This is a genomic window from Gemmobacter sp. (assembly GCF_046292685.1).
Lineage (GTDB): Bacteria > Pseudomonadota > Alphaproteobacteria > Rhodobacterales > Rhodobacteraceae > Wagnerdoeblera.
Window position 1 is genome coordinate 1 of sequence record NZ_JBKBQM010000013.1, and the last position, 16,503, is coordinate 16,503.

A 16,503-nucleotide genomic window follows, 5' to 3' on the forward strand; every position below is an offset into this window, starting at 1 on the left:
GGGGCCTGGGCCGGCATCCTTCGCGCCCCGGGGGGTGGGGGCCCGCGCGCGCCCCGGGCCCCCCGGGGGGGGGGGCCGCCGCCGCCGCGGGGCCGGCCCCGCACGCCGCCGGAGGGGCCGCCGGCCCCGCACGCCGCCGGAGGGGCCGCCGGCCCCTCCGGTCCTCCCGCCTTGCGGGAACCGGCGGCGCACTGCCCCCGAGCGTTGCCGCATCAGGCCGGGCGCGCGGACGCCGCCGGGGGTCCGGGGGGCGTCCCCCGGCCCGGCCCAAGGCCGGGCGGTGCCCGGAACGGGCACCGGCGGGCCGCAAGAGGCGGGGGGTGTCAGGGCGTCAGGGCGTCAGGGCGTCATGGCGCCAGGGTGCAGGCAGCTCCCAGCTCGACCACAGGTCGGGGCCGACGGGTTGCGCCGCCACCAGCCGCCAGCGCGGCGCATCGGCCAGCGCCGACAGGCCCAGCGCGCCAATCCCGGCGCGCCCGTCGGCGCCCAGCGCCAGCCCTGCGCCGAAGACCTCCAGCCGGTCCACCAGACCAGCGCGCAACAAGGCGGCGCCGAACTGCCCGCCGCCTTCGCAGAACACCCGCGTCAGCCCTTCGGCCCCCAGCGCCGCCAGCAATCCGGCAGGGTCGAGCCCGGTGCCGGTTTCCGGCACCGCGATCAGCCGCGCGCCCAGCGCCTGCCAGCGGTCGCGCGCCGTGGCCGGGGCCGAGGCGCCATGCAACAGCCAGAGCGGGCCCTGCCCGACCGAGGCCGCAAGCCGCCCCGCAAGCGGCAGGTCCAACCCGCGCGAGGCGATCAGGCGCAGCGGCTGGTGCGCCACCCCGAGCCCCCGCACGGTCAGCTCCGGGTCGTCGGCTCGGGCCGTGCCGCCGGCCACCAGCACGGCATCGTGGCACGCGCGCATCAGATGCACCCGGGCGCGGGCCGGCGCCGCGGTGATCCAGCGCGATTCCCCCGTGGCGGTGGCAATGCGGCCATCAAGGCTCAGCGCCAGCTTCAGCGTGACCATCGGCCGGCCTTGTGTGACACGGGTCAGGAACCCCCGCTGCAGCGCCGCGGCCTCGGCCGCCAGCACGCCGGTCGTCACTGCGATGCCGGCGGCGCGCAGCATCCCATGCCCGCCCCCCGACACCCGGGGGTCGGGATCCTGCAAGGCACTGACCACCCGCGCCACACCCGCCGCCACCAGCGCCGCCGCACAAGGCGGGGTGCGGCCGTGATGGGCGCAAGGCTCCAGCGTGACATAGGCCGTGGCCCCCCGCGCGGCCGCCCCGGCCTGGGCCAGAGCCTGCGGTTCGGCATGGGGCCGCCCGCCCGGCGCAGTCACACCGCGCCCGACCACGCGGCCGCCCTGCACGATCACGCAAGCAACCGACGGGTTGGGCCAGACCCGGCCCAGACCCCGCCGCGCCAGCGCCAGCGCATGGGCCATGTGGCGGCGGTCGTCCTCGGGGCTCATTCCTCGTCGCGCGGCTTCGGGCGCAGCTCGCTCACGAAACGGTCGAAGTCGCCGGCCTCCTGGAAGTTCTTGTAGACGCTGGCAAAGCGGACGTAGGCCACCGTGTCGATCCGAGCGAGCGTTTCCATCACGATCTCGCCGATCACCTTGGAGGGGATGTCGGTATCGCCCAGGCTTTCCAGCCGGCGCACGATGCCCGAAATCATCTGGTCGATGCGTTCGGGTTCGATCGGGCGCTTCTGCATGGCGATGCGGATCGAACGTTCGAGCTTGGAGCGGTCGAAATCCTCGCGCTTGCCCGAGGACTTCACCACGACAAGGTCGCGCAACTGCACCCGTTCGTAGGTGGTGAAACGGCCACCGCAGGCCGGGCAGAACCGGCGACGGCGGATCGAGACGTGATCTTCGGCAGGCCGGGAATCCTTGACCTGCGTGTCGATATTGCCGCAGAATGGGCAACGCATGGGGGTGTTCCTTGTGGTTTCTTGCTGCTCTGCCCCAGACACTAGCGCAAGACCGCACCCCTGCTAAGCGCGTGCTCCGCCCCCCCCAGACATTGACAGCGACTGTGGCGCGCGGGACTCAGCCTGCGATCGCCCGCAAGGCGCGGGCCCGGGCCGGAGGAATGCCGGCGATATCGAGCGCGGTAAACACGTGCAGCGTGTTCATCGCCCGGTCGATCACCGCATGGTCCGAAACCCAGCCCCCATCAGCAGGTAGGTCTTGAGCAGCGGCGGCAACGTCTGCGCGGCGCGGCGCGGGTCGGGGGGGCGGTCGGCCAGGTGTCGGGCAAAGGCATAGACATGCGGTGCCTTCATCCCGGGCGCGAGGTGCGGCGGTGCCAGATGGCCTGCGCGCAAGGCGGCGAAGGCATCGGCATAGGGCTCGGGCGCGGTGCCGCGAAACGACGAACAGCCGAACAGCAGCCCCAACCCCAGCGCATCGACCTGCCCGGCCAGGGCCCCCCAGGCGATGCGCAGGATATCGGGGTCGGCGTGCCCGGGCGCGGTGCAGAACCGCCCCACCTCGGCCATCGGCGCATCGAGGCGCGCCAGGCCCGACAGGTCGTAGAACTGCGCCGAATAGCTGCGCGCCACCTCGGCGCCCGAGCGCAGCACCAGCAGGCGGTAGCAGCCCACGAGGGCGCCTTGGGCATCGTCGATCAGCACATGCCGGCACAGCGGGTCGAAACCGTCGGCATCGACCCCGGGGCGCCCGAAAAAACACTGATGCCGCAGCCGTTGCGCGGCCGCCACATCCTGCGCCGACACCGCGAGCCGCGCGGTGTATTTGCCCCTTGTCATTGCCAGCATGAACCTGTTCCGTCCCTTGCCGGATCGGGCGATACACCCATCTTGGGGCGGCAATGTGACAGCAGGCAAGGAGGCTGTGCGATGGACAAGGTGGTGAAATCCGATGCCGAGTGGAAGGCGCAACTTTCTCCGCTGGCCTACGAGGTGACGCGGCGCCACGGAACCGAACGGGCGGGCAGCCACGAAGGCTTTCCGACCGTGCCGGGCACCTATCATTGCGTCTGCTGCGACGCCCCGCTGTTCGATCAGGATACCAAGTTCGAAAGCTATTGCGGCTGGCCTTCGTTCACCGCGCCCGCCGGCAAGGATGAAGTCGGCTATACCGAGGATACCCGCTATGGCATGCGCCGGACCGAGGTGCATTGCACCCGCTGCGATGCGCATCTGGGGCATGTGTTCCCCGACGGGCCGCCGCCCACGGGCCTGCGTTACTGCATCAACGGGGTGGCGCTGCGGTTCGTGCCGAAAGCCTGAAGGTGGGGGGCTGCCCCAGCCGGCTCAGCCCGTTGCCGGAAAGACGAAGCAGCGGTCGCGGCGGATCATCAGCCACAAGACGGTGCCCGGGCGCGGCAGGAACACGCCCGGCACGGCTGCGGTCAGGGTCGAGCCGTCGAAATCCATGCGGAACTCTACCAGGCTTTCGCGCCCCAGATACCGCGCGCGGGCCACCGTGCCGCGCGCAGGCGTGCCCTCTTGCGGGGTGGGGTTGGGGCCGCGGCCGCCGCGGTCGAAGTCGATCTTGAGGTGCTGCGGGCGGATGACGATATCCACACGCCCGCCGTCGGGGTGGCCGGGGGTCAGAAAGGCGCCGAAGGGCGTTTCGGTCAGCGCGCCGCGGGATACGCCGCGGATCACGTTGATGTCGCTGAAGAACGCGGCCGCGGCCTTGTCCACCGGAGCGTTGTAGACGTTGTAGGGCGCGCCGCGCTGCACGATCCTGCCGCCGCGCATCAACGCGATCTCGTCGGCCATTCGCATGGCCTCGTCGGGCTCGTGGGTCACCAGCAGCACGGCGGTGCCCGATTCCTTCAGAAGGTCCAGCGTCGCATCGCGGATCCCGTCGCGCAGCCGGTTGTCGAGACCGGAAAACGGCTCGTCCATCAGCATCACGCGCGGGCGCGGAGCCAGGGCCCGCGCCAGGGCGACGCGCTGCTGTTCGCCGCCCGACAGCTCGTGCGGGTGCTTGGCGGCATAGCCTGCCAGGTTCACCCGCTCCAGAAGCTCGCCCACGCGCGCCGCACGTTCGGCTGCCGGCAGGCGCGTCAGACCGAAGCCGATGTTGCCCGCCACCGTCAGGTGCGGAAACAGCGCGAAATCCTGAAACATCAGCCCGACGGACCGCGCCTCGGGCGGCACATCGGCACCGTCGCCCCAGACCGTGTGCCCGTCGATGCGGATGGTTCCGGCATCGGGCGTTTCCACCCCGGCGATCATGCGCAGCGTGGTGGACTTGCCGCAACCCGACGGGCCCAGCAGGCAGGTCACCTGCCCCGGCGCCACGCGCAGCGACACGTCGTCGACCACCGGCTTGCCGCCGAACCGGCGCATCAGGCCAAGCGTTTCCAGGCGCGGCGTGTCGGGCAACGGCAGGCCCCTTTCCCGAGCGAAAGACAAGGATTTACCGGCTGCAGGTAGCAGCCGGGCGCGCGCTGTGCAAGCCGGTCAGAGCGTGGCGTTGCCCGCGCCGCCATCCAGCAGGATGTTCTGCCCGACGATGAACCCGGCATGAACCGAACACAGGAAGGCGCAGGCGGCGCCGAATTCGGCCGCTGTGCCATAGCGGCGCACGGGGATGGTCGCCTCGCGCCGGCGCCGCGCCTCGTCCAGCGAGATGCCTTGCGCCCGGGCCACGCCGCCATCCAGCGCATCGGCGCGGTCGGTGGCGTGGATGCCGGGCAGCAGGTTGTTGATGGTCACGCCATGTTCGGCCACCTGCCGCGCGGTGCCGGCGACAAAGCCGGTCAGCCCGGCGCGGGCGGCGTTCGACAGGCCCAGTTGCGGGATCGGCGCCTTGACCGACTGGCTGGTGATGTTGACCACCCGGCCCCACTTGCGCGCGATCATGCCGGGCAACAGCGCCTGCATCAGCGCGATCGGCGTCAGCATGTTAGCGTCCAGCGCCTTGATGAAATCCTCGCGGCTCCAGTCCGACCAGAGCCCGGGGGGCGGGCCGCCGGCGTTGGTGACGAGGATGTCCACCGGGCCGCCGGCCGCCTGCAACACCGCGGCGCGGCCGGCCTCGGTGGTGATGTCGGCGGCCACGGCCGTGACGCGCACGCCCTGCGCGGCGCGGATATGGGCCGCGGTCGCCTCCAGCGCCTCGGCGCCGCGGGCGTTCAGCACCAGATCGACGCCGGCTTCGGCCAGCGCCTCGGCGCAGCCGCGCCCCAGCCCCTTGGACCCCGCGCATACCAGCGCCGTCTTGCCCCTGATCCCCAGATCCATGTTCTGCCTGCCCCTTTCTGCCCGCGTGCCGCGAAACGGCCACCATTGCGCCCACTTGTCGCGCCGCGTTCTGATATACCTTGTCGGGTGCAAAGGCCAAGCTCCGGGCCGAATCCTGACAAGGGAAAGTTCCGTGACCGATCCGTTCCAACCCGCTTCCGGCCAGGCCGCGCATGTGGCGCGGGTGTTCGCGGCGGCGGACCTGTTCGTCACCGCAGGCGCCAACCTGGGCGACGGCATGGCCGAGCGCGACGAGTTGTGCCCGGGCGACATCTACGAACTGGACCCCGGCGCAGCCCCCTTGCGGCTGGCGCTGGCGCGCCCGCAGGCGGGGGCACCGCCCGCCCGCCAGCAGCTGGTGGCGCCCGGGTCGGAGGTGGGCAAGCCCGGCGACCCGGTGATCCTGTCGGCGCGGTTGATGATGATGGCCCCGGACGGGCAGAAGGTGGACCTGGTGCTGCTGCGCCACCGGGCCGCCGGGCGGGCGGCGCAATCGGCGCTGTATGTCCTGCCGCTGACGCCCATCGCGCCGCGCACCGAATATACCCTTCTGGCCGCCGAAGACCCGCCCGAGGATCTGCGCCTGTCGGATCTGATCTGCCTGTCCTTCCACCGCGGCACGCGCATCGCGCTGGCCTCGGGCGCCCAGATCGAGATCGAGAACCTGACCCCCGGCACCCGGGTGCTGACGCGCGACCACGGGCCGCAACCGGTGCGCTGGATCGGGCGCACCACCTTGCGCGCGCGCGGCGCCTTTGCCCCGGTGGTGATCGCGCGCGGCACGCTGGGCAACGAGGCCGACCTGATCGTCGGGCCGCATCACCGGCTGTTCCTGTATCGGCGCGACCGGCTGCCTGGCGTGGCGGCGGCGGAACTGCTGGTGCAGGCGCAGCACCTGGTCGATGGCGAGGCGGTGTTCCGCCGCGAAGGCGGCTTTGCCGAATACTTCAGCCTGGTCTTCGACCGGCACGAGATCATCTATGCCGAAGGCATTCCGGTGGAAAGCCTGATGGTGAACGAGGCGACGGTGGCCGCCTTGCCGCAGGAACTGGCCGAGGCCGTGCGCCAGAACCTGCCGGGCCTGACCCAGCGCCAGCATTTCGGCGTGGAACCCGACGCCGCGCAGCTGGAAAGCCTGCGCCCTTCGGCCTTGCGCCGCCGCCGCCCGGTCAGGGTGCCGTGACGGGACGCGCGCGTTCCAGCCGCAGGGTGGCGTTGCCCATGTAGCGCGTCATCCGGTCGGCGCCGAAGCCCAGGCGGCGCGCCACCGCCAGCGAACGCGCATGCGCGGGGTCGAAGATCGCGCTTATCCGCTCCATCCCCGGCCGGGCATCGGCCCAGGCCAGAACCGCGGCCATCGCCTCGGTCGCCAGTCCGCGGCCATGGGCGGCGCGCGCAAGCACCCAGCCCGCTTCGGGCACGAAAGCTTCGGGCGGGTCGAAGGCGCGGTGCCAGTCGGCCAGGCCCACATCGCCCAGGAAGGCGCCGGTTTCCCGGCACTCCACCGCCCAATAGCCGAAACCCAGCATCTGCCAATGCCCGGCATAGCGCATCAGCCGCGCCCAGGTGGTTTCGGGGCTGGCAGGCGGGCCGAGGATGAAGCGCGTGACCTCGGGGTCGCCCCACATGGCGGCCATCGGCGCAAAATCCTCCAGCCGATGCGCGCGCAGCACCAGCCGCGGGGTCTCCAGCCGCGGGGTCATGCGCCGACCGCCCGCAGCAGCAGCGCAAGCGCGTGGTCGCGCGCGGCCGCCCGCACCCGGTCGCGGCCCAGCGCGCCGAAGTCGATGGTTTCGGTCTCGACCCCCGCAGGCGTGGCAAGGCCGAAACAGACCCGGCCTTCGGGCTTGAACTCGGACCCGCCGGGGCCGGCGATGCCGGTGGTGGATACCGCGACCAGCGCGCCCGAGGCCGCGCGTGCGCCCGTCGCCATCGCGGCCGCCACCGGCTCGCTCACGGCGCCGAACTGGTCCAGCAACGCGGCGGGCACGCCCAGGGTCACGCGCTTGGCGGCGTTGGAATAGGTGACGTAGCCGGCCAGGAACGGCACCGAAGACCCCGGCACATCGGTGATCGCCGCCGCCACCATGCCGCCGGTGCAGCTTTCGGCGGTGGCCAGGGTGATGCCTTGGGCCGTGGCTTCGCGGACCAGTCGGGCAGCGCTCAGCAGCATGTCAAAGCCCCATCGCCGGTTGCAGCACGGCATGATAGCCGCCCGCCAGCACCACCGACACCACGCCGGCAAAGAGCCCCGCCCACAGGTCGTCCAGCATCACGCCGGCCGCGTCGCCGCGCCGGTCGGCCCGGCCGACCAGCCAGGGCTTCCAGACGTCGAACAGGCGGAACAGCACGAAGGGGGCCACGATCCCCGGCCAGGCCGCCAGCGCCGAAACGCCGTGCCACCACAAGGGCAACAGCGTGAAGCACAGCGCCAGCCACTGCCCCGCCACCTCGTCGATCACGATTTCGCCGGGATCCTTGTCGGGGCTGCCCGCGATGGCCTGCGGCACCGCCCAGAACCCCAGCGCCACCACCACCGCCAGCGCCAGCGGCAACAGCGCGGTGCCCCCTGCCTCGTGCAACGCCAGTGCCAGCAGGACCGCCGCCAGCGACCCCCAAGTGCCCGGCGCCGGGCGCAGCAGCCCGACGAAGCCGAAGGTGACGATGCCGCGGATCATGCGGGCACCAGCGCGCAGGTGGCGATGGCGGCGATGCCTTCTTCGCGCCCGGTAAAGCCCAGGCGTTCCGAAGTGGTCGCCTTGACGGAAATCCGGCCCGGCTCCACGTCCAGGATGGCGGCAAGTGCTGCGCGCATCGCGGCCTGGTGCGGGCCGACCTTGGGGCGTTCGCAGATCAGCGTCACGTCGCAATTGGCCAGGCGAAAGCCCGCCGCCCGCGCCTGTTCGATGGCATGGGCCAGAAAGATGCGGCTGGCCGCCCCTTTCCACTGCGGGTCGCTGGGCGGGAAATGCACGCCGATGTCGCCCAGGCCCAGCGCGCCGTAGATCGCGTCGGTCAGCGCGTGCATGCCGACATCGGCATCCGAATGCCCCAGCAGGCCGCGGCTGTGCGGCACCGCAACCCCGCACAGCCAGACATGGTCGCCTTCGCAAAAGGCATGCACGTCGAACCCGTTGCCGATGCGAATGTCCATGCTGCGCCCTTTCAGTATGCGTTCGGCCCGGTCGAAATCGGCCGGCCAGGTCAGTTTCAGGTTGTCGTCGTCGCCTTCGACGATGGCCACGTCAAGCCCGGCGGCGCGGGCCACCTCGACATCGTCGGCCGCCCCGCCCGGGTGGGCGGCATGGGCGGCCACGATGGCGCCATAGCGGAACGCCTGCGGGGTCTGCGCCCGGTAAAGCCCGGTGCGATCCTGCACCCCCGAAACGCGCCCGCCCACCCCGCGCCACAAGGCATCCGACACCGGCAGCGCCGGCGCCGCGCCGGGGCTGTCGGCCAGCGCCGCCACCAGCCGCCCCACCAGAGCCGCGCCCGGAAAGGGGCGGGCGCCATCGTGGATCAGCACATGGTCGGGCGGGTCGGCGGCCAGCGCGGCCAACCCGGCACGGACCGACGCATCGCGGCTGTCCCCGCCGGCAACGACCGAGCAGCCGGCCGGCACCAGCGGGTGTGCCAGTTCGTCGGGGTGCAGCACCAGAACGATGCGTGCGACGCCGGCGGCCCGCAGGTCGGCCACGGCATGCGCCAGCACCGGGCGGCCGGCCAGCAGGCGCCATTGCTTTGGCGCGCCGCCACCCATGCGGGTGCCGCGCCCGGCCGCCACCACGATCGCTGCCACCGTCATGCGCCCTTGCCCCTTTCGCATCCGCCCGGGCTTTTGCTACGACCAATTCGCCGGCGCGTCCATCGCAGCGATTGCCTATTTTTTCACCACATCCGCCTTGCCGTCGCCTGTTCAGACAGCATATCCGGGGAATGTCACCCAAGGTTGCGCGGGCGCATGGACGATTGGCGACCCCATGCTTACCACGAAACCAATCGCACAAGGAAAAGGCACGTGACCATCGCACTGGCAGACGCAAGCCTGGACCCGCCGGTTTTCCTGGCCCCGCTGGCGGGAATCACCGACCTGCCGTTCCGCCGCATCGTGGCGGGCTTCGGCGCCGGGCTGGTCGTGTCGGAAATGATCGCCAGCCAGGAGGTCGTGCAAGGTCGCCCGCTGGCGCGCGCCAAGGCGGAGCTTGGCTTTGGCGAGTCCGCGACCAGCGTTCAGCTGGCCGGGCGCGACCCCTGGTGGCTGGCCGAGGCGGCGCGCTGGTGCGAAGGCCAGGGCGCCCGGATCATCGACATCAACATGGGGTGCCCAGCCAAGAAGGTCACCTCGGCCAGCGGCAACGGCGCCTGCGGATCGGCGCTGATGCGCGAACCCGACCTTGCGCTGCGGCTGATCGAGGCGGTGGTGCAGGCGGTGCAGGTTCCGGTGACCGTCAAGATGCGCCTGGGGTGGGACGACGCCAGCCACAACGCCGCGCAGATCGCCGCCCGCGCCGAGGCGGCGGGGGTGCGCATGGTGGTGGTGCACGGGCGCACGCGCTGCCAGTTCTACACCGGGCAGGCCGACTGGGCGGCGATCGCGCCGGTGGTGCAGGCGGTGCGCATTCCGGTGATCGCCAACGGCGACATCACCGATGCGGCGACGGCAAGGGCGGCGCTGGCCGCCAGCGGCGCGGCCGGCGTGATGATCGGGCGCGGCGCGCAAGGGCGGCCCTGGCGGCTGGCGCAGGTGGCGGCCGAGTTGTGGGGGGCACCGACGCCGCAGGTGCCGCAGGGTGCTGCGCTGGCCGACCTGGTGGTGGCGCACCATGACAGCATGCTGGCCTTTTACGGCACCGATCTGGGCCTGCGGGTGGCCCGCAAGCACCTGGGCTGGTATCTGGACGAGGCCCGCGCCGCCGCAGCCGACCGTGCCCGCATACTGACCATGACCGATGCGGCCACCGTGCGCAGATCCTTGCGTTCCGTGCTGGCCGATGCGCCGGGCCCCCTACAGGAAAGGCGCGCGGCATGAACCTGCCTGCCCCCGGCATCATCTGGGCCTCGCTGCCGATTCCGGCCTTGCTGATCGCGCCCGACAACCGGATCGAGGAGATCAACCCTGCGGCCGAGCTGTTCCTGAACGCTTCGGCGCGCAGCCTGAAGGGGCAGCCGGTGCTGGACGCCCTGTCGATCGATGCGCCGCTGGACGAAGGTTTTGCCCGGGTGCGCGCCAATCAGGCGGCGCTGTTCGTCAACGATGTCGATGTCACCAGCGGCGAACGCCCGCCGGTCCAATGCACCATCCAGGTGGCGCCGATGCAGGATGCGCCCGACCGGCTGTTGCTGCTGATTTCGCCGCGCGAGCTGGCCGACAGGCTGGGGCGCGGGTCGGGCGCCAAGACGGCCGCGAAATCCGCCATCGGCATGGCCGAGATGCTGGCGCACGAGATCAAGAACCCGCTGGCCGGCATTTCGGGTGCGGCGCAGCTGTTGTCGATGAACCTGTCGCCCGAAGACCGCGAGTTGACCGACCTGATCGTCGAGGAAACCCGCCGCGTGGTGAAACTGCTGGAGCAGGTCGAACAGTTCGGCAACCTGCGCCCCCCCGAACGCCAGCCGGTGAACCTGCATGACGTGCTGGACCGGGCGCGACGTTCGGCGCTGGTGGGGTTCGGCAGCCGGATGCGGTTCGTCGAGGATTACGACCCCTCGCTGCCCCCCGCCTGGGCCGACCCCGACCAGTTGCAGCAGGTGTTCCTGAACCTGCTGAAGAACGCCTCCGAGGCAGCCGGCCCGCAAGGCGGCACGATCCGGCTGCGCAGCTTTTACGACCACGCCTTGCGCCTGCGCCGCCCGGACGGCAGCGGTTCGGCCTTGCCGCTGACCGTCGAGGTCATCGACGACGGCCCCGGCCTGCCCCCGGCCATTGCCGCCGACATCTTCGAGCCCTTCGTGTCCGGCCGGCCCAACGGCACCGGGCTGGGGCTCGCGCTGGTGTCCAAGATCATATCCGACCACGACGGCTGGATCGCGGTGGATTCGGTGCCCGGGCGCACCGTGTTCCGCGTCTCGTTGCCGATGGTGCCGAAGGAACGGAGGAAAAGCTGATGGATGGCACGGTTCTGGTTGCCGACGACGACCGCACGATCCGCACGGTGCTGACCCAGGCGCTGACGCGGGCGGGGTGCAAGGTGCATGCGACCTCGTCGCTCATCACGCTGTTGCGCTGGATCGAGGAGGGCAAGGGCGATCTTGTGATCTCGGACGTCATCATGCCCGACGGCAACGGCATCGAGGCGCTGCCGCGCATCGGGCGGCTGCGGCCGGGCCTGCCGGTGATCGTGATTTCGGCGCAGAACACCATCATGACCGCCATCCAGGCGACCGAGGCCGATGCCTGGGATTACCTGCCCAAGCCCTTCGACCTGCCCGACCTGATGAAACGCGCCGCCCGCGCGCTTGACGCCAAGCGCAAGGCTCCGGTGCGCCCTGCCACCACCGCCCCGGCGCGCGAGGTGACCGAGGATTTGCCGCTGGTCGGCCGGACCAGCGCGATGCAGGCGCTTTACCGGCTGGTGGCGCGGGTGATGAACACCGACCTGCCCGTGCTGATCACCGGGGAATCGGGCACCGGCAAATCGCTGATCGCGCGCGCGATCCACGACTTTTCCGACCGCCGCAACCAGCCCTTCGTGGTGGCGCAGGCGGCCGACCTGGCCACCGCCGACGGCATCGCGGCGCTGAAGTCGCGCGCCCGCGGCGGCACGCTGGTGTTCGACGAGGTCGCCGATTACGACGACGAAACCCAAGCCAGGCTGGTGCGGCTGATCGACACCTTCGGCGATGGCGCGCCGCGCCTGATGGCGACAAGCCAGGTGGACCTGACCCGCCGGATCGAGGAAGGCCGCTTCCGGCAGGATCTGTTCTATCGTCTGGGCGGGGTGACCATTCCGGTGCCGCCCTTGCGCGAACGGGTCGAGGATATCCTGCTGCTGGCCGAACATTTTCTGGGCCGCGCCAGCCGCGATGGCACGCCGCAGCGCCGCCTGTCGGCCGAGGCGCGCGATCTGATGCGGGCCTATTCCTGGCCGGGCAACGTGCGGCAACTGGAAAACGCCATCCGCCGCCTGTCGGTGACTGCCACAGGCGAGGATATCGGCCGTGCCGACGTGGATGCCGTGCTGGGCAGCCAGCCTGCGGCCGAGCCCTTGCGCGGCGGCGGCGAAGGCGAAAGGCTGGCCGTGTCGGTCAGCCGGCATCTGCAGCGCTATTTCGACCTGCACGGCGGCGCCTTGCCGCCGCCCGGCGTCTACCAACGCATCCTGCGCGAGGTGGAAACCCCGCTGATCGAGATTGCGCTGGATGCCACGGGCGGCAACCAGGCCAAATGTGCCGACCTGCTGGGCATCAACCGCAATACCTTGCGCAAGAAGATCACCGATCTCGATATCCGCGTGACACGGCGTCGCAAGTTGATGTAAAACCGCAACACAAGGCGTGGCAGGGTTGCATGACCCCTCGCCATGCCCCGAGATGTTGCGGTCTGACCCGGGCGCAGCCCCCAGACCTGCGCAAGGTGTTCTGCCCGGCTGTGGCCGGATCGAAAGGATTGGGGCGGTGCAGGGAACCGCGCTGTTGGGGTTCTGGGACAGGCTTTATGCATTGCGCCACGCCCGCGCGGTGCAGACCGGCGCGCGGCTGGGGTTGGTGGCGCTGGGGCCGCTGCTGGCGCTGGCCACCTTTCTGGCGCTGGGTCCGCTGGGCCTGGGCGCCACTTCGCATCTGCTGCGGCTGATTATCCTGGCCGACCTCGTGTATGTGCTGGTGCTGGCGGCGCTGGTCGCGGCCACGGTCATGCGCGTTCTGGCGGCGCGGCGCGCACAATCTTCGGGGTCGCGCCTGCATCTGCGGCTGTCGGCGATCTTCGGGGCGGTGGCACTGGTGCCGACGGTGCTCGTGGCGATCTTTGCCGTGCTGACGATCAACATCGGGCTCGAAGGCTGGTTCTCCGACCGGGTGCGCAACGTGGTCGGAGCCTCGCGCGCGGCGGCCGAAGCCTACGAGTTCGAACAGCGCCGCGACCTGATCGCCGATGCCGAGGGGCTGGCCGCCCGGCTGGGGCTGGCCTGGCAGGCCGGGCTGGTGGCCGGCGACGGCGAATTGCGCCAGTTCCTGACCGAAGGCCAGGCGCAGGTGCAGCGCGGCTTGCGCGAAGCCTTCGTGGTGGACGGCACGGGCGAGATTCGCGCGCGCGGCGAACGGTCCTATCTGTTCGATTTCGAGGCCCCCGCCCCCGAAGAACTCGCCCGCGCCGCCGCGGGCGAAACCGTGGTGATCCGCGACTGGCCCAACAACGAGTTCCGCGCCCTGGTCGCGCTGGCACAATACCCCGACCGGCTGCTGTATGTGTCGCGCAGCGTGGATGGCGCGCTGCTGCAACTTCTGGATGAAACGCAGGAATCCGTTCGGCTCTACAACCAGCTCGAGGCCGAGCGCGGGCGCCAGCTGTTCGAATTCGGGCTGCTCTACCTCGGCTTTGCGCTGATCCTGATCCTTGCCGCAGTCTGGATGGGGCTGTGGATTGCCGAGCGGCTGGCCCAGCCGGTGGGCGAACTTGCCGGGGCCGTCGCGCGGGTGGGGAGCGGCGATTTCGACGTGCAGGTCACCCCTCCCGACACCGGCGACGAAATCGCAACCCTTGGTCAGGCCTTCAACCGCATGACGCGCCAGTTGAAGGCTCAGCGCGATGCGCTGGTCGAGGGGCACCGGGAAACCGAGGCGCAGCGGCGGCTGTTCGATTCGGTGCTGGGCTCGGTGACGGCCGGGGTGATCGGGCTGGGTGCCGACGGCCGGGTGGTGTTTCTGAATCGTTCGGCCCGCCGGTTGCTTGACATCGCCGAAGACGCGGGCGCCGGCGACCCGCTTTCGCTGGTGGTGCCCGAATTCGCCCCGCTGTTCGAACGCGCCCAGTCTGCCGGCACCGCCGTGCAGGAGGAAATCCGCGTGACCCGCAAGGGCAAGATGGAAAGCCTGCTGGTTCGCATGGCCGGGCGATCGGCCGCGGACGGCGCGCGCGAAGGCTTTGTCGTGGCCTTCGACGATGTGACCGACCTGGTGTCGGCGCAGCGGATGGCCGCCTGGGGCGACGTGGCGCGCCGCATCGCGCACGAGATCAAGAACCCCCTGACCCCCATTCAGCTTTCGGCCGAACGCATCCGCCGCCGCTTCGGCCCCCGCCTGTCCGAGGACGACAGCCAGGCGATGGAATCACTGGTGGATGTGATCGTGCGCCAGACCGGCGACCTGCGCCGCATCGTGGACGAGTTCTCGCGCTTTGCCCGGATGCCGCAGCCCGAAACCCGCGACGAGGATCTGGTAGAACTGGTGCGCGGCGCCGTGCTGCTGCAGGAAAGCGGCCAGCCGGGCGTGACCTTTGCCGTCAGCCTGCCGCAAGACCCGATGGTGCTGCCGCTGGATGCCACCATGATCGGGCAGGCGCTGACCAACCTGCTGAAGAACGCGGGCGAGGCGATCGAGGCGTTTCGGGAAAGGGGCGCACCGCCCGGGCACGCGCCGGAAATCCGGGTGACGCTGACCACCGAGGATGGCGCGGCGGTGCTGCGCATCGCCGACAACGGCACCGGCCTGCCCGAAGACCGCGCGCGCCTGTTCGAGCCTTACGTGACCACGCGCGAAAAGGGCACGGGGCTGGGGCTGCCCATCGTCAGGAAGATCATCGAAGAACATGGCGGCACGCTGGATCTGGAAGATGCCCCCCCGCACGGGGGCAGCGACCGGCCCGGCGCAATGGCGGTGATCCGCCTGCCGCTGGGGGTGCCTGCCGCGCGCAGGGCCCGGCGCGGACAGTAAGGGGGGACCGAGATGGCAGATATCCTGATCGTGGACGACGAACGCGACATCCGCGAACTGGTGTCGGACATTCTGAAGGACGAAGGCTACAACACCCGGCTGGCCGCCAATTCCGATGAATGCATGGCGGCGATCAACGCCGAACCGCCGGCGCTGATGATCCTGGACATCTGGCTGAAGGACAGCCGGATGGACGGGATCGACATCCTCAAGGCCGTCAAGCGCGACAACCCGGGCATTCCGGTGGTCATCATCTCGGGGCACGGCAACATCGAGCTGGCGGTGGCCGCGATCAAGCAGGGCGCCTATGACTTCATCGAAAAGCCCTTCAACATCGACCAGTTGATGGTGGTCGTGGGCCGGGCGATGGAAACCAGCCGCCTGCGGCGCGAAAACGTGGAACTGCGCCGGCGCGACCTGACGACCTCGGACCTGATCGGCCAGTCGGCGGCGTTCCGCAACCTGAAATCGCAGCTGGACAAGGTAACCAAATCCAACGGCCGCGTGATGTTGACCGGGCCTTCGGGCAGCGGCAAGGAGGTGGTCGCCCGCTACATTCACGCCAATTCCGCCCGCGCCGCGGCGCCTTTCGTTTCGGTCAGTTCGGCCACGATCGAGCCCGACCGCATGGAAGAAGTGCTGTTCGGCCGCGAAACCGCCGGGCGGGGCGTGGAAAAGGGGCTGCTGGAACAGGCACACGGCGGCGTGGTCTATCTGGACGAGGTGGCCGACATGCCGCCCGGCACGCAGTCGAAGATCCTGCGGGTGCTGGTGGACCAGACCTTTCTGCGCGTCGGCGGGTCGGACCGGGTGCGGGTGGACCTGCGGGTGATTTCCTCGACCACGCGGGACTTGCGCCACGAGATCGCGGCCGGCCGCTTTCGCCAGGAACTTTACGACCGGCTGAACGTGGTGCCGATCGCGGTGCCGGGCCTTGCCGAACGGCGCGAGGACATTCCCTTGCTGGCGCGGCATTTCATCGAAGGTTTCCACAAGTCGCAAGGGTTGCCCTTGCGCGACATCGGATCCGAGGCCGAGGCGATGTTGCAGACAATGGCCTGGCCCGGCAACGTGCGCCAGCTGCGCAACCTGATCGAGCGGGTGCTGATCCTGGGCGACACGGCCGAACCGATCGGGGTGCGCGAATTGCAAGGCCAGGCCGAGCCGGGCACCGAAGAAGGCCGGCTGGTGATCGGCGGCCAGCTTGTCACCCTGCCCCTGCGCGAGGCGCGCGAGCTGTTCGAACGCGAATACCTGCTGACCCAGATCCAGCGGTTCGGCGGCAACATCAGCCGCACGGCGAATTTCGTCGGCATGGAACGCAGCGCGCTGCACCGCAAGCTGAAGTCGCTGGGTGTGGTCACCGGCAAGGGCGGGCGCGACGACGAGGATTGAGGCGCCCGGGCCGCGGTGCCGCCT

15 protein-coding genes and 1 pseudogene are annotated in these 16,503 nt (G+C 70.6%); 7 read left to right on the top strand and 9 right to left on the bottom strand.

Annotated elements, in window-relative coordinates:
* Nucleotides 1-331 precede the first annotated feature (331 nt).
* The 3 genes and pseudogenes from ribD to ACK4S2_RS05360 all read right to left on the bottom strand — a co-directional run bounded on the left by ribD (nucleotide 332) and on the right by ACK4S2_RS05360 (nucleotide 2,772).
* The gene (ribD, locus tag ACK4S2_RS05350; RefSeq protein WP_409621189.1) at nucleotides 332-1,459 is read right to left on the bottom strand and encodes a bifunctional diaminohydroxyphosphoribosylaminopyrimidine deaminase/5-amino-6-(5-phosphoribosylamino)uracil reductase RibD; all 1,128 of its coding nucleotides are present in this window, start codon (nucleotides 1,457-1,459) and stop codon (nucleotides 332-334) included.
* The gene (nrdR, locus tag ACK4S2_RS05355; protein ID WP_409621192.1) at nucleotides 1,456-1,923 is read right to left on the bottom strand and encodes a transcriptional regulator NrdR; all 468 of its coding nucleotides are present in this window, start codon (nucleotides 1,921-1,923) and stop codon (nucleotides 1,456-1,458) included. The genes ribD and nrdR overlap by 4 nt, the downstream gene beginning before the upstream one ends.
* Nucleotides 1,924-2,041: 118 nt before the next feature.
* Nucleotides 2,042-2,772, bottom strand: a pseudogene (locus ACK4S2_RS05360) (GNAT family N-acetyltransferase).
* A gap of 81 nt (nucleotides 2,773-2,853) precedes the next feature.
* Between ACK4S2_RS05360 and msrB the strand changes: the two are divergent.
* Nucleotides 2,854-3,246: a peptide-methionine (R)-S-oxide reductase MsrB gene (gene msrB, locus ACK4S2_RS05365; protein ID WP_409621195.1), complete on the top strand. Its 393-nt coding sequence runs from the start codon at nucleotides 2,854-2,856 to the stop codon at nucleotides 3,244-3,246.
* Nucleotides 3,247-3,270: 24 nt separating this feature from the next.
* On the opposite strand, the gene ACK4S2_RS05370 is transcribed toward msrB, so the two are convergent.
* Both ACK4S2_RS05370 and ACK4S2_RS05375 read right to left on the bottom strand, forming a co-directional pair.
* Nucleotides 3,271-4,320 (bottom strand): ABC transporter ATP-binding protein, encoded by a 1,050-nt coding sequence (locus ACK4S2_RS05370; RefSeq protein ID WP_409621371.1) that lies wholly within the window; start codon nucleotides 4,318-4,320, stop codon nucleotides 3,271-3,273.
* 114 nt (nucleotides 4,321-4,434) lie between these two features.
* Nucleotides 4,435-5,217, bottom strand: a complete 783-nt coding sequence (locus tag ACK4S2_RS05375) for an SDR family oxidoreductase (protein WP_409621198.1) — start codon at nucleotides 5,215-5,217, stop codon at nucleotides 4,435-4,437.
* 133 nt (nucleotides 5,218-5,350) lie between these two features.
* Here ACK4S2_RS05375 and ACK4S2_RS05380 point away from each other — a divergent pair, with 133 nt between their 5' ends.
* Entirely contained in the window at nucleotides 5,351-6,400 is a 1,050-nt protein-coding gene (locus ACK4S2_RS05380; RefSeq protein WP_409621201.1) for a Hint domain-containing protein, read from the top strand.
* On the opposite strand, the gene ACK4S2_RS05385 is transcribed toward ACK4S2_RS05380, so the two are convergent.
* The 4 genes from ACK4S2_RS05385 to ACK4S2_RS05400 are packed head-to-tail and all read right to left on the bottom strand — an operon-like array spanning nucleotide 6,387 to nucleotide 9,022.
* Nucleotides 6,387-6,920, bottom strand: coding sequence for a GNAT family N-acetyltransferase (locus ACK4S2_RS05385; RefSeq protein WP_409621204.1), 534 nt, complete (start codon nucleotides 6,918-6,920; stop codon nucleotides 6,387-6,389). The genes ACK4S2_RS05380 and ACK4S2_RS05385 overlap by 14 nt on opposite strands.
* Complete coding sequence (locus ACK4S2_RS05390) at nucleotides 6,917-7,390, bottom strand: CinA family protein (RefSeq protein WP_409621207.1); 474 nt, start codon at nucleotides 7,388-7,390, stop codon at nucleotides 6,917-6,919. Before ACK4S2_RS05390 ends, ACK4S2_RS05385 begins: the two co-directional genes overlap by 4 nt.
* Before the next feature lies 1 nt (nucleotide 7,391).
* Nucleotides 7,392-7,895 carry a phosphatidylglycerophosphatase A gene (locus ACK4S2_RS05395; protein ID WP_409621210.1) on the bottom strand — a complete coding sequence of 168 codons (504 nt, stop codon included), beginning with the start codon at nucleotides 7,893-7,895 and terminating at the stop codon, nucleotides 7,392-7,394.
* A complete protein-coding gene (locus ACK4S2_RS05400; RefSeq protein WP_409621213.1) occupies nucleotides 7,892-9,022 on the bottom strand; it encodes a bifunctional 2-C-methyl-D-erythritol 4-phosphate cytidylyltransferase/2-C-methyl-D-erythritol 2,4-cyclodiphosphate synthase in 1,131 nt (376 codons plus the stop codon). Before ACK4S2_RS05400 ends, ACK4S2_RS05395 begins: the two co-directional genes overlap by 4 nt.
* Before the next feature lie 213 nt (nucleotides 9,023-9,235).
* Between ACK4S2_RS05400 and dusB the strand changes: the two genes are divergently transcribed.
* The 5 genes from dusB (at nucleotide 9,236) to ACK4S2_RS05425 (ending at nucleotide 16,479) form a co-directional block, all read left to right on the top strand.
* Nucleotides 9,236-10,246, top strand: coding sequence for a tRNA dihydrouridine synthase DusB (gene dusB / locus ACK4S2_RS05405; protein WP_409621216.1), 1,011 nt, complete (start codon nucleotides 9,236-9,238; stop codon nucleotides 10,244-10,246).
* Nucleotides 10,243-11,322: a two-component system sensor histidine kinase NtrB gene (locus tag ACK4S2_RS05410; RefSeq protein WP_409621219.1), complete on the top strand. Its 1,080-nt coding sequence runs from the start codon at nucleotides 10,243-10,245 to the stop codon at nucleotides 11,320-11,322. The genes dusB and ACK4S2_RS05410 overlap by 4 nt, the downstream gene beginning before the upstream one ends.
* A complete protein-coding gene (locus ACK4S2_RS05415) occupies nucleotides 11,322-12,695 on the top strand; it encodes a response regulator (protein WP_409621222.1) in 1,374 nt (457 codons plus the stop codon). Before ACK4S2_RS05410 ends, ACK4S2_RS05415 begins: the two co-directional genes overlap by 1 nt.
* Before the next feature lie 136 nt (nucleotides 12,696-12,831).
* Nucleotides 12,832-15,084 carry an ATP-binding protein gene (locus ACK4S2_RS05420; RefSeq protein ID WP_409621224.1) on the top strand — a complete coding sequence of 751 codons (2,253 nt, stop codon included), beginning with the start codon at nucleotides 12,832-12,834 and terminating at the stop codon, nucleotides 15,082-15,084.
* Nucleotides 15,085-15,096: 12 nt separating this feature from the next.
* Nucleotides 15,097-16,479 carry a sigma-54-dependent transcriptional regulator gene (locus tag ACK4S2_RS05425; protein ID WP_409621227.1) on the top strand — a complete coding sequence of 461 codons (1,383 nt, stop codon included), beginning with the start codon at nucleotides 15,097-15,099 and terminating at the stop codon, nucleotides 16,477-16,479.
* Nucleotides 16,480-16,503 lie beyond the last annotated feature (24 nt).